Annotated in this window: 14 protein-coding genes; 6 read left to right on the top strand and 8 right to left on the bottom strand. The window is 70.5% G+C overall.

What is annotated here, in order from left to right; translation table 11 throughout:
* Positions 1-29: 29 nt before the first annotated feature.
* Positions 30-392 (bottom strand): winged helix-turn-helix transcriptional regulator, encoded by a 363-nt coding sequence (locus EV671_RS08290; RefSeq protein WP_132570831.1) that lies wholly within the window; start codon positions 390-392, stop codon positions 30-32.
* Between the two features lie 63 nt (positions 393-455).
* On the opposite strand from EV671_RS08290, the gene EV671_RS08285 reads away from it, so the two are divergent.
* Positions 456-1,019 carry a carboxymuconolactone decarboxylase family protein gene (locus EV671_RS08285; protein ID WP_132570830.1) on the top strand — a complete coding sequence of 188 codons (564 nt, stop codon included), beginning with the start codon at positions 456-458 and terminating at the stop codon, positions 1,017-1,019.
* Here the strand turns inward: EV671_RS08285 and EV671_RS08280 are convergent, their stop codons facing one another.
* Entirely contained in the window at positions 1,020-2,918 is a 1,899-nt protein-coding gene (locus EV671_RS08280; protein WP_132570829.1) for an AAA family ATPase, read from the bottom strand.
* Complete coding sequence (locus EV671_RS08275; protein ID WP_132570828.1) at positions 2,911-3,138, bottom strand: hypothetical protein; 228 nt, start codon at positions 3,136-3,138, stop codon at positions 2,911-2,913. The genes EV671_RS08280 and EV671_RS08275 overlap by 8 nt, the downstream gene beginning before the upstream one ends.
* 527 nt (positions 3,139-3,665) lie before the next feature.
* Here EV671_RS08275 and EV671_RS08270 point away from each other — a divergent pair.
* The 3 genes from EV671_RS08270 to EV671_RS08260 all read left to right on the top strand — a co-directional run bounded on the left by EV671_RS08270 (position 3,666) and on the right by EV671_RS08260 (position 5,430).
* Positions 3,666-4,052, top strand: coding sequence for a c-type cytochrome (locus EV671_RS08270; RefSeq protein ID WP_132570827.1), 387 nt, complete (start codon positions 3,666-3,668; stop codon positions 4,050-4,052).
* A gap of 83 nt (positions 4,053-4,135) precedes the next feature.
* Positions 4,136-4,579: a hypothetical protein gene (locus EV671_RS08265; RefSeq protein ID WP_132570826.1), complete on the top strand. Its 444-nt coding sequence runs from the start codon at positions 4,136-4,138 to the stop codon at positions 4,577-4,579.
* A complete protein-coding gene (locus EV671_RS08260) occupies positions 4,576-5,430 on the top strand; it encodes a DUF2145 domain-containing protein (protein WP_243655648.1) in 855 nt (284 codons plus the stop codon). The genes EV671_RS08265 and EV671_RS08260 overlap by 4 nt, the downstream gene beginning before the upstream one ends.
* Here the strand turns inward: EV671_RS08260 and EV671_RS08255 are convergent.
* The 3 genes from EV671_RS08255 to EV671_RS08245 form a co-directional block, all read right to left on the bottom strand.
* Positions 5,427-6,131: a glutathione binding-like protein gene (locus EV671_RS08255; RefSeq protein ID WP_132570825.1), complete on the bottom strand. Its 705-nt coding sequence runs from the start codon at positions 6,129-6,131 to the stop codon at positions 5,427-5,429. The genes EV671_RS08260 and EV671_RS08255 overlap by 4 nt on opposite strands.
* Positions 6,132-6,260: 129 nt before the next feature.
* A complete protein-coding gene (locus tag EV671_RS08250) occupies positions 6,261-6,587 on the bottom strand; it encodes a hypothetical protein (RefSeq protein ID WP_132570824.1) in 327 nt (108 codons plus the stop codon).
* Between the two features lie 145 nt (positions 6,588-6,732).
* Positions 6,733-6,993: a nuclear transport factor 2 family protein gene (locus EV671_RS08245; RefSeq protein WP_165917503.1), complete on the bottom strand. Its 261-nt coding sequence runs from the start codon at positions 6,991-6,993 to the stop codon at positions 6,733-6,735.
* Between the two features lie 79 nt (positions 6,994-7,072).
* Between EV671_RS08245 and ubiA the strand changes: the two genes are divergently transcribed.
* Together ubiA and EV671_RS08235 are read left to right on the top strand one after the other, a co-directional pair.
* The gene (ubiA, locus tag EV671_RS08240; protein ID WP_132570822.1) at positions 7,073-7,981 is read left to right on the top strand and encodes a 4-hydroxybenzoate octaprenyltransferase; all 909 of its coding nucleotides are present in this window, start codon (positions 7,073-7,075) and stop codon (positions 7,979-7,981) included.
* A 112-nt stretch (positions 7,982-8,093) separates the two neighbouring features.
* A complete protein-coding gene (locus tag EV671_RS08235) occupies positions 8,094-9,713 on the top strand; it encodes a S41 family peptidase (protein WP_132570821.1) in 1,620 nt (539 codons plus the stop codon).
* 27 nt (positions 9,714-9,740) lie between these two features.
* On the opposite strand, the gene EV671_RS08230 is transcribed toward EV671_RS08235, so the two are convergent.
* Positions 9,741-10,772 (bottom strand): Gfo/Idh/MocA family protein, encoded by a 1,032-nt coding sequence (locus EV671_RS08230; RefSeq protein ID WP_132570820.1) that lies wholly within the window; start codon positions 10,770-10,772, stop codon positions 9,741-9,743.
* On the bottom strand, positions 10,762-11,907 hold the full coding sequence (locus tag EV671_RS08225) for an HPP family protein (RefSeq protein WP_132570819.1): 1,146 nt from the start codon (positions 11,905-11,907) through the stop codon (positions 10,762-10,764). Before EV671_RS08225 ends, EV671_RS08230 begins: the two co-directional genes overlap by 11 nt.
* Positions 11,908-11,933: the final 26 nt, after the last annotated feature.

Here is an 11,933-nt window from a genome sequence, read left to right as displayed (position 1 = left end):
CGCTCGGCCCGCCAAGGCCGGCGTCGGTGTCAGCCCGCGTTGCCGGCCTTCTGCACCTCGCGCGCCCACCTGGGCGCCCATTGCAGCAGCGGCGCAATCGCCACCAGCAACGACCGCCCCTGGGCGCCAAGCCGGTAGCCGCTGCCCGCGTCGTGCTCGACGAGCAGGGCCTCGCGCAGCTCGGTCAGGCGCTGGTTCAGCACCGAGGCCGACAGGTCGCCGCAGGCGGCCTGCAGCGCGCGGAAGTTCAGGCTCGCATCCTCGGCACGCAGCTCCCACAGGATGCGCAGCGTCCAGCGACGCTGGAAGAGCTCCAGCGCCGCATTGATGGCGTCCTTGCCCGAGGGTGGGCTCTCGGCCGCCGCGAGCCGGGCCAGGCGTTTCGTCGTCATTGCTTTGATTTTAGAAGCAGATCCGACTAGAGTCCGATCACCCAACGCTTCTGATTTCGAAGCATGAACACCTCAGCACATTCGCCCCGCATTGCGCCCCAACCCCTGCCGCTGCCGCCCGAGCTTGCCGAACGCATGGCCCGGCTGCTGCCCGCCGGCACGCCGCCACCGCAGATCTTCCTGACCGTGGCCCGCCACGCCGAGCTGTTCAAGGAGATGGTGGACAGCGGCTTTCTCGGCCCCACGGGCCTGGCGGACCGCCGGCGCCTGCCGCCGCTGCTGCGCGAGGCGCTGATCCTGCGCACCTGCGCCGCCACGCGCTGCGGCTACGAGTTCAACCTGCACGAGCAGACGATCTCGCGTCGCATGGGCCTGAACAGCGCGCAGATCGACGACCTGCGCCGGCCCGCGCCGGACCCGACGCTGTGGACGCCGGCCCTGCTCGCCGCGCTGCGCCTGGTGGATGGCCTCGTCGCGCGCATAGACGTGGACGACGCGACCTGGGCGGCGCTGCGCGAGCACTTCGACGAGCCCACGCTGATCGAGATGACCCAGATCGTCGGCCACTACACGGGCGTGGCGATGCTGGCGGCGTTGGCGCGGCCGGCCTGGGATCAATACCGCTGACTAGGCCCGCAGCCTCTCCAGCCTCTGCGCGCGGAACGCCGCCAGCTTCTGCGCGTAAGGGTCGAGCGCGTCCTCGGGCCTGCCCAGCGGCAGCCCCACCACGGTCGCGAACCTGTCCGGCGTAACCTGGCCATGCGCCAGCAACTCGTCCACCAATGCTAGCAATGCGCCCCGATGGATTTCGAGCAGCTGCGTTGCGCGCGCGTGCTCGGCCTGCAGCAGCGCCTCGATGGGCGCGTTGCTGGCCTCTACGTCGGTACAAAGGTTGTCCTCGCTGTCGACCGACACGTCGACGCGGCCGATACGCGCGCCGTGACCGAGGTGGCGCAGCATGCGCGCTGCCGCTTCCGTGGCCTTGCGCAGGTCGCTCTCGGCACCGCTGGAGCTCATCTCCGGCCCGAAGACGAGCAGTTCGGCGGCACGGCCGGCGAGGCTGGTGCAGATGGAGTCGAGCAGGTTCCGGCTCGACCAGACCTTGCGCGAGGTGTAGGCGTTGTAGCCGCCCTCGAAGCTGGCCACATGGATCTTGATCTCGGTCGGCGCACGGTCAAACAGCAATGCGTGCACCAAGCCGTGGCCGGCCTCGTGCACGGCCAGCAGCGCGCGGAAGTCGGCGTTGCTGCGCTGGCGCAGGCGGCTGATCTCGAAGGGCGCGGCGATGGCCTGCGACTGGCCGCGCCAGTGCACGACCAGGCTGCGACCATCCGCGGTGAGGCCCACGCCGTCGCCAGCCACCGCTCCGCGCTCCAGCGCCCACAGCGCGGCCTTGGCCAGGCCCGCACCGAGGATGGCATGAAGCGACGAGAACAGCGGCCGGGTGCCCTGGGCGGGGAAGACGGCGTTGGCGTAGATCTGCTCGCGCACGCTGGCGGCCAGCTCGAAGTGCAGGCCGCAATGTGCCTCAGTCTCGCGGGCATAGCGGGCACAGTCCTGCTCGATCAACTGCTCGTAGGCGCGACGCGACAGCGAGGGGTAGATCACATGCTCGTTACCCAAGCGTGCCACCTGCTCGGGCTTGAAGCGCCTGTTCAGCGCCTGCTTGACGTCGATGACGCTCAGCTTGCCAGTCAGTGAGTGGAAGGTGTCGGCATCGCTGTCGCAGTCGTCCACACTGGTGGCGAGCTCCTCGTACATCTCGTCGAGATTGCCGCAGACGAACACGAGCAGGCGGCTGTAGTCGGTCTCCCACTGCTGCTGCCCGCTCTCGTGGAAGGCGCGCAGGCGCTGCTGGATCTGCTCAGGTGTCCAGGCCATGATCTCCAGCAGCGGCGCGTCGAGCTTGAGCTGACGCTGCAGCTCCTGGGCCTCCCAGCTGCGCAGCTTGAAGCGCAGCCCGGCGTCGGCGGCGTCGGCGCGTTCGGCGTCGAAGGCCGCCTCGGCAATGGCTGATTCGATATCACCCAGCAGCGATAGCGCCGGCGGCAGACGGCCATCGGACAGCAGGGCCCAGACGTCCTGGTAGCGCTCGACGCGTACCTCGCCGCGCTTGTTGTCGATAGTGCGAAAGCGCTGGAACTCGTCGAGCGCGAGGATGCCTGGCTCGCCCTCACGCACGCCGGACTGGGCCAGCATGCCCGAGATGCTCTGTGCACCGCGCCAGCCCGCACCGTTGGAGAAGCCGTCCATCTGCACTTCGACGAAGCGGTCGTAAAAACCCAGCAACTGCGCCAGGCGGCGCACGAGCTGGGTCTTGCCGGTACCGGTCAGGCCCCAAAGGCAGACGATGACGGGCCGCGAGACGAGCTCGGGCAGCACATACCAGGCACGCACCGAATCGATGACGCGGTCGATGATGGGGTCGATGCCAAAAAGCTCGGTCTTGAGCTGGGTGGCAATGGCCTGCAGCTGCTGGTTCTTCTGCGCCAGCTGCGCGCGCAGTTCGTTCTGGGAATCACTCATCCCAATCCTTTCTTCGCAGCAGCGCCTGCAGCGCCACGCGGTCGGCACGGCGCTGGGCGCCGCGACTCTGGATGTGCTGGCCGGCGCCACGCAGGCCACGCTGGACCATGGCGCGCGCGCCGGGGCTCGCTTCGAGCACCAGCGTCATCGGCTGTTTCATGCGGCGCAAGGCCTTGACCCGGCCTTCTTGCAAGGCGCGGGAACGGAGTTGGTCACTCATTCGGTTTCCGAAAAGCAAAAGCCCCGGCTCTTTGGAGGCGAGGCTTTGCACGCCACGCGGTCTGAGGCCGTATCTGGGAACAGACACGGTCCGGCCGGGGCTCGGGAACCGTGTTCAGTCGATGGTCGAGATGAACAGGGAGGACATAAGAGGGATCTCCGTCATGCGGGCGCTGTCGTGGGCGCCGTCGGCAATGGGGAGCGAATGATGGGGGCGTCGGCAGCCTGGCGCAAGCGGGATGGGGCCGCCGCGTTGTGATGCACCAACGGGGCGGATGAGGCGGACGCCAGTCATCCTGGCGTTAGGTGGCGGCGGTTTCAGCGCCAACCAGGCATGCGCGCTGTACCCAAGCGCGACACCGGCAGCCGTTCGTACTGCTCCACGCCGGAGCACCCCCGTGGCCACGACGCCATGCGCCTGTTCCACGATGGCAATTCCGCCGGCGCGGTTGACGATTGTCAAAGCTGGCTCAGTTAGGCCTGCCTAGCCTGCAGGCGAAAACGGCTTTCATCCACGGAGAGAACCTCATGAAATCACGCCTCCTTTCGCTGCTCGCCCTGTCGATCACGGCGTTGCCGGTCTGGGCCGCGCCGGCCGCCGAGGACGCCGCCATGCTCAAGCTGGCCACCGGCAGCGGCTGCATGACCTGCCACCACATCGAGCCCGGCGCCAAGGGCCCCGAGGGCCTCGCGCCCATCGGCCCCGCTTGGCGCGACGTGGCGACCAAGTACCGTAGCGTGGCCGACGCCCAGAACCAGCTGACGCGCACCGTGATGACCGGCTCCAACCCCTACAGCAGCCACTGGAAGGGCAAGGTCAGCGGCCTGGCCATGCCGCCCAACGAGGTCGCGATCAAGGAGGCCGACGCACGCCTGCTGGTGGGCTGGATCCTGAAGCTGGACGCGCCGAAGTAGCGGGGCCCGCGGCCGGCTGTCAACGGCGCGACGGCCGGGCGCGCTATCGTTGGCCTGTCGTTCCATCACCCGCGAGCCCCACGATGCGCCTCGTCCTCATCACCACCCTGGCCCTTGCCTCGGCCGTCGCCGCCACGGCTGCGCAGGCCGACTCCTTCGTCTCCTCCGCCGCCGGCGCCGGCTCGGCCTCGTCCGGCAGCGTGTCCGACTCCTTCAAGCAGTCCTCCGGCAGCAGCAGCGGCGGCGAACGCCATGCCGAGGGCCGCTACCGCGTCACCGAGGTGGCCCGCGCCGACGAGGCCGGCAAGTTGCGCCTGACGCTCAGGCGCGATGGCGCCGAGCCGGTCGAGCTGACCCTGCCCCAGCAGGCCCTGGCCGCGCGCACCGTCAACATCGGCGACGAGGTGCAGGCCACGCCCCAGCCCTATGGCATCGCGTTCGCGCATGCCGACACCGGCCAGGCCTTCTACCTCGTGCTGGAAGACGCCTGGCATCGCGAGCTGGCGGCGCGCGTCGTCACGCCTTGATCCTCCGCTTCGCCGCGGCCGCCGCCCTCGCGCTGGCCGCCGGCGGCGCCCAGGCCGGCTCGCCGCCGCGCGGCTGCGACCGCAGCCACGACATCACGGCCGCGCAGCAGGACCGTCTGCTGCGCTTCGCGGCCGCCATCCGCGAGGTGCTGGCCGGCTCAGGCGCCCAGGCCGCGCTGATCTCGCGCTCGGGCACCGACCTGTCGCGCTTCGGCCTGCGCTACTCGCATGCCGGCATCACGCTACCCGACGGCCTGGGCAGCCCCTGGGCGGTGCGCCAGCTCTACTACGCCTGCGCCGAAGGCGCGCCGCGCCTGTTCGACCAGGGCCTTGCGGGCTTCGTGTCGGGCAGCGACGACGCGGACGTGGGCTTCGTCAGCCTGCTGCTGCTGCCGCCCGAGGCTGCAGCGCCGCTGGCCGCGGCGACGCTGGACAGGGGTCTCGCCCTCGGCCTGCTGAACGCGCGCTACAGCGCCAACGCCTACCCGTTCAGCCCGATGTTCCAGAACTGCAACCAGTGGGTGGCCGAGCTGATCGCGGCCGCCACGGCGGGCAGCACGACCCGCGAGGACGCCCAGGCCTGGCTACGGCGCGAGGGCTATGCGCCCGAGCCCGTGCATGCCTCGCCCTGGCTGATGCTGGCCGGCCGCTTCGTGCCCTGGCTGCATTTCGGCGACCACCCGGCTGAGCAACTCGATGCCGGCGCCGTGCAGACCAGCCTGCCCGCCAGCCTGGAAGCCTTCGCGATGCAGCGCTGGCCCGCGGCGCGGCGCATCGAGTTCTGCCACGGCCCGCAAGGCGTGCTGAGCCGCGACGACGGCGAGCCGCTGCCGGCGGGCTGCGTGCCTTAGCCCCGCGCCGGGATCCTGAGCCCGCGCTGCACGGCCGGGCGCGCGAGGAAGGCCTGCAGCACGCGGTCGACCTCGCGGAAGTCGTCGTAGCCGACGAGGTCGCGCGCGCCGTAGAAGCCGATCAGGTTGTTGACCCAGGGCCAGGTGGCGATGTCGGCGATGCTGTATTCGTCGCCCAGCAGCCAGGCCCTGCCCTTCAGGTGGGCGTCGAGCACGCCCAGCAGGCGGCGCGCCTCGGCGGCATAGCGGTCGCGCGGGCGCTTGTCCTCGTAGTCCTTGCCGGCGAATTTGTGGAAGAAGCCGACCTGGCCGAACATCGGCCCAATGCCGCCCATCTGGAACATCAGCCACTGCAGCGCCTCGTAGCGCCGGGCGGGCTCCGCGGGCAGCAGCTGGCCGGTCTTGTCGGCCAGGTAGACCAGGATGGCGCCGCTCTCGAACAGCGGCAGCGGTGCGCCGCCCGGGCCGTCGGGGTCGAGGATGGCGGGGATCTTGAGGTTCGGGTTCAGCGAGCCGAACTCCGGGCTGCGCTGGTCGCCGCTGTCGAAGCTGACCAGATGCGGCTCGTAGGCCAGGCCCGTCTCCTCCAGCATGATGCTCACCTTCACGCCGTTGGGCGTGGGCAGGGAGTAGAGCTGCAGGCGCTCCGGGTGGGCGGCGGGCCATTTCTTCGTGATGGGGAAGGCGCTGAGGTCGGGCATGGCGGGGAATGGTTTTCCGAAGCGGCGGACTGTAGGTGCCGCCGCCATGGCCTGATGCGGGCGGGGATTTCGGCGTCGGCGTAGGAAGCTACGCTAAACATCCATGGGTGCAAGCGCAGCAGGCGCTGGTCAGTGCTCCCAGCTCGGCTTGCGCGTCGCCTTGCAGAACCGTTCGACGGCCGCCTTGTCGTCCGGCTCGATGTGGGGCTCGAAGGCTGCCAGGGCATCCATGACATGCGCACTGCGCCGGTACTTGCGCTTCAACCGCGCCAGTTCGGCATCCGTGCCGCGGCAGCTCTGGCAGATCGACCAGTCGATGTCCTTCCGACGCTCCTCGTCATAACCGCCTTCGCCCCGCCAGTGGTCGCAAGATTCCCGCGTCTCGACAAAGGCCTGCACGTCGCGAGGCAGCGGAGCCGGATCGGCCCAGGATGCCAATGACGCCCACAGCAGCAACAGCCCGATGGGACTGGACAGTCTCATGGAGATCAATACCGCTCCACATGCGCCGACGCCCGCGGCCCCGGCTCGTAGGGGTCGGGCCAGTAGTCGGTCACGCGCACGATGAGGCCGTCGCGGACGTCGAAGATGGACAGGCCCGTCATCGTCGGCGCGCTGCTGAAGAAGTCGATTGGGTCATCGCACCGGCCGCGTCGGCGATGCACCGGAGCACCTCGACCCGCCAGGGCTGGGGCCAGGTGGCGAAGAAGTCCACATAGCCCGGTGCGCCACGGATGCGCTCGCGGCTTTGCGGCGCCTCGTAGACCATGCCGGGATGCAGCAGCCGGCCGAACGCGACCCATTCGCGCGCGTTGGCGAGCTGCCAGTGGCGCAGGACGAGGTCGCGGGTCGACGGGCTCATGGTGCGGGCGTGGCGTGATGGCGGGGCTGGGCAGACTATGCCAACAAAGCCGGGCCCGGGCGGCGTGAAAATGTCCGCCATGACTTCCGCCGCCCCCGTCGCCGCGCCGCCGTCGCGGCTCGCGCTCTACCTGCAGCTGATCCGCTGGGACCGCCCGGCCGGCTGGCTGCTGCTGCTGTGGCCGACGCTGTCGGCGCTGTGGATCGCGGCGGACGGCTTTCCCGGCTGGCATCTGCTGGCCGTGTTCACGCTGGGCACGGTGCTGATGCGCTCGGCCGGCTGCTGCGTGAACGACGTGGCCGACCGCGACTTCGACCGCCATGTGAAGCGCACCGCGCAGCGCCCGGTGACGACCGGCGCCGTGTCGGTGAAGGAGGCCCTGGGGCTGGGCGCGGCGCTGGCCCTGCTGTCCTTCGGCCTGGTGCTGACGACCAACCCGCCGACCATCCTGCTGAGCTTCGGGGCCCTGGCCGTGGCCATCGTCTACCCGTTCGCCAAGCGCGTGCTGGCCATGCCGCAGGCCGTGCTGGGCGTGGCCTTCTCCTTCGGCATCCCGATGGCCTTCGCGGCGGCCCTGGGCGGCACGGAATGGAATCTGCGCTCGGTGCCGCTGTCGGCCTGGGCGCTGCTGGTGGCCAACCTGTTCTGGGTGCTGGCCTACGACACCGAGTACGCGATGGTGGACCGCGACGACGACCTGCGCATCGGCGTGCGCTCCTCGGCCGTTGCGCTGGGCCGCTTCGACGTGGCCGGCATCATGGCCTTCTACGCCATCCACCTCGGGCTGTGGACCTGGCTGAGCCTGCGCCTGGGCCTGGGGCGCTGGTTCCTGCTCGGCGTGGCCGTAGCGGCGGCGCAGGCGGTCTGGCATTTCCTGCTGATCCGCGGGCGCGAGCGCGATCCCTGCTTCCGCGCCTTCCGCGCCAACCACTGGCTGGGCTTCGCCGTCTTCGCCGGCACGGTGCTGGACCTGACGCTGCGGCACTGAACGTGCAGGCGCCAGTGTCGGTACCTACCGACATTGCATGACATTCCCGTTACATTCGCCGCGAGGCGGCAACGACCGCCGTGCGATGAACGCGTTTGCAGGGAGTGATGCGATGACGAATCCGATCCGCGGTGCCGCGGCGCTGGCCGTGGTGCTGGGCCTGGCATTGAGTGGCTGCGGCGGCGGCGGTGGCGGGGCGGCAAGCCCTGGCGGCAGCTCGGGCTCGTCGGGTTCCAGCGGGTCTTCGGGCTCCTCGGGCAGCGCCTCCTTCGGCCCCGCCGGCCCCTCGGCCAGCTTCGCGCAGCAGTGCGCGGCCAACAACACGCTGGCAGCCGCCAGCCTGCGAACGGCGACGCTGGACACCGAGAAGAAATGGCTGCGGGCCTATTTCGACGAGGCCTACCTCTGGCGCGACCAGGTGCCCAGCGTGGACCCGAGCTGGGCCGCCTACAGCGACAGCGACAGCTATGTCGCGATGGACAACTACTTCCAGGCTCTGAAAACGACGCAGCTCACCGCCAGCGGCAACAAGCGCGACCGCTTCAGCTTCACGATCTCGACCGCATCCTGGAACGCGCTGTTCACCGACGCCGTCGAGGCCGGCTATGGCATCGAGTGGAAGCTGACGAACACGACGCCGCCGCGGCTGATCCGCATCGCCTATGTGGAGCCGGGCAGCCCGGCCGAGCAGGCGGGCCTGATGCGCGGCGACCAGCTCGTCAGCGTGGACGGCACCAGTGCCGATGCCGCCGACCAGGCCGGCGTGGACGCGCTCAACGCCGGCCTCTTCCCCACGGCGCTCAACCTGCCGCACAGCTTCGTGTTCACGCGCGCCAACGGCACGACGCTCAACCTCGGCCTGACCAGTGCCAACGTGACGAAGACGCCCGTGCCCATCGCCCGCGTCGTCACGACGCCGGCCGGCACGCGGGCCGGCTATCTGCTGTTCAACGACCACATCGCGCCGTCCGAGGCCCAGCTCATCACGGCCATGCAGGGATTCCAGGCCCAGGGCCTGCACGAGCTGGTGCTGGACCTGCGCTACAACGGCGGCGGCTATCTCTACATCGCCAGCGAACTGGCCACGATGATCGCCGGCACCGCCGCCACCAGCGGCCACAACTTCGAATCACTGACCTACAACGCGCGGCGCAGCAGCGAGAACACGGCCAACCCCTTCCAGAGCACGTCCTGCTACCTCGTCGGCAACAACTGCACGAGCCAGCAGCCGCTGCCGGCGCTGAACCTGACGCGCGTCTATGTGCTGGCGCAGTCGGGCACCTGCTCGGCCAGCGAGACCATCATCAACGGCCTGCGCGGCATCAATGTCGACGTGGTGCTGGTGGGCGGCAAGACCTGCGGCAAGCCCTATGGCTTCACGGCCCGGGACAACTGCGGCGTCAGCTACCTGCCCATCGAATTCGGCGGCGTCAACGACAAGGGCTTCGGCGACTACGCCGACGGCTTCGAGCCCACCACCGGCGCCGACACCAGCACGCGCTTCGTGCACGGCTGCAGCGTCAGCGACGACTTCGCCCACGCACTGGGCGACCCGGCCGAGGCCATGCTGGCCACGGCCCTGGGCCATCTGGACAAGGGCAGCTGCCCCGTGCTTGCGGGCGCGTCGGCCACCACCATGCATGCGCTGGACGCGGCCACCGGCAAGGGCGGCGTGCCGCTCGTGCCCAGGCGCCACCCGGGGCGCAGCAATGCCGTGCTGCTGACGCATTAGGGCCTGTTGACACTGCGGCAGCAGGCCCTAGCCCTTGCGGTTCACGCCGCCGGAGAAGCGAGCGCGGATGGCGTCCATCCAGCCCAGCAGGGCCAGCGTCTCGGCGTGCGGCATGCGCGGGCTCTCCGGCAGGCCGGCGCGAATGCAGGCCTGGGCCTCGGCGATCTCGCCCTCGAAGCCGTTGACGACGAAGGGCGCCGCCTCGCACCGCGTGGGCGCCTTGCGCGTGACCAGCTCGGCGGCCTCGGCCTGCCAGAAGTCCGTCGGGAAGCGCAGCGCCGCCTTGCTGCCCAGCGCCTCGAAGGCATTCATCGAGTGGGCGTCGAAGCCGCAGCGGAACTGCGAGCTCACGCCGCCGGGGAAATGCAGCGTCACGACGACGGCCGCGTCCACGCCGGTGGGTGCGAGCTGGGCGCTCACGTCGATGGCCGTCGGCTCGGGGCAGGCGCCGTCGTTCATCTGCTGCAGCACCCAGCGTGTGACGGCGAGGTTGTAGATGCCAATGTCCCACAGCGCGCCACCGGCCAGCGCCGGGTTGAAGGCGCGGTGCTGCGGGTCGTAGGGCGCCGAGAAGCAGAAGCTCGACTGCATCGCCCGCAGTTCGCCGATCGCGCCCTCGCGCAGCCAGCGGCCGGCCAGCTCGTAGGCCGGCAGGAAGCGCGTCCACAGCGCCTCCATCAGGAAGACGCCGCGCTCGCGTGCCAGATCGACCAGGGCCTGGCCCTCCTCCAGCGAGGTCACCAGGGGCTTCTCGCACAGCACGGGCTTGCCCGCGAGCAGGGCCGCGCGGACGTATTCGCCATGGTTGGAATGGGGCGTGGCGATGTAGACGGCGTCCACTTCGGCGCTGGCCAGCAGCTCGGCGAGGTCCGTCGTCACGCGGGCGGGCTCGCCGGCCTGCTGCCACTGCCGGGCATAGGCCAGCCCCTTGGCCACGTCGCGCGCGAACACGGCCGCCAGGCGGGCGCCCGGCACGGCGGCCAGCGCGCCGGCAAAGCGGTTGGCGATGCCGCCGGGGCCGATGACGCCCCAGCGGAAGATGTCGTGGTCAGGGGCCATGGCCGAGTGCTTTCACCAAGTCGGATTGCGTCAGGATGCCGACGAGCCGGGCCTGCTCGCCGACGATGGGGATGTGGTGGTGGCCGGTGTCGGAGAACAGCGGCACCAGCTCGGCGATAGCGCGCTCGGCGCTGGCCACGCGCACCTGGCGGCTCATGATCTGGCCGACGACCTCGGGCTTGATCGAATGCGTGGCGGGCGAGGGCTTCAGCAGCGCCTGCAGCCGGCCGGCCAGGCCCTCGCGCTGCTGGCCTTCAGCCGCGCGCATGAAGTCGGCCCGCGTGACGATGCCGACGATGCGCTGCACGCGGTCCACCACGGGCAGGGCCTTGATGCCGTGGCGCTGCAACAGCGTCCAGGCCTCGGCCAGCGGCGTGCCGAACTCGACGGTGATGACGGGGCTGGACATGATGTCCGCGCAGCGCAGCCGCCCCAGGCGCTTGCCATAGCTGAGCAGCTCGGCCTCGTGCAGCAGGTCGGCGAGGTCGTCGCGCGGCACGTCCAGCACCTGGTTGTAGCGGGCCAGCACGGCGTCGAGCTCGGCGTCGCCGAAGCGCGGCGGCGCGATGCTGGCACCCAGCGCCGGCGCATGCGGCTGCTGGGAGTGCGGGTAGCGCCGGCCGGTGAGCGTGTTGTAGGCCATGCCGGCCAGCACCAGCAGCAGCGAGTTCAGCGCGACGGGCAGGAAGGCGAAATGCCAGTCATGCGTCGCGGTCAGCACCATCAGCAGGCCGGCCGCGCCGCCGGGCGGGTGCAGGCAGCGCAGCAGGAACATCACGGCGATGGCCCCGGCCACGGCAACGGCGGCCACCACCAGCGGCGGCAGCGGCAGCCACTGCATGCAGGCGATGCCGACCAGGGCCGACAGCGTGTTGCCGCCCACCACGGCCCAAGGCTGGGCCAGCGGGCTGGCGGGCAGGCCGAAGACGAGCACCGCGCTCGCGCCCAGCGGCGCGACGAGCCAGGGCAGGGCCGGCGCCATGGCCGCATGGCTGAACGCCCCCGCCAGCAGCAGGCCGAGGCCGGCGCCAAGCACGACGCGCAGGCGCTCGCGCGCATTGACCGCCTGCGGCGCAGGCCGCAGCGCGTTCAGCCAGGCGAGAACGCGGTCGGGTGGCGGGGAGGTGTCGGGCATGGACGGCGGGGCAGGGAAGGCCAAGC

The sequence above is a fragment of the Roseateles saccharophilus genome, assembly GCF_004342485.1.
Lineage (GTDB): Bacteria > Pseudomonadota > Gammaproteobacteria > Burkholderiales > Burkholderiaceae_C > Pelomonas > Pelomonas saccharophila.
The sequence above is the reverse complement of the archived record's forward strand: the minus strand, read 5'-3'. Positions and strand labels throughout refer to the sequence as shown.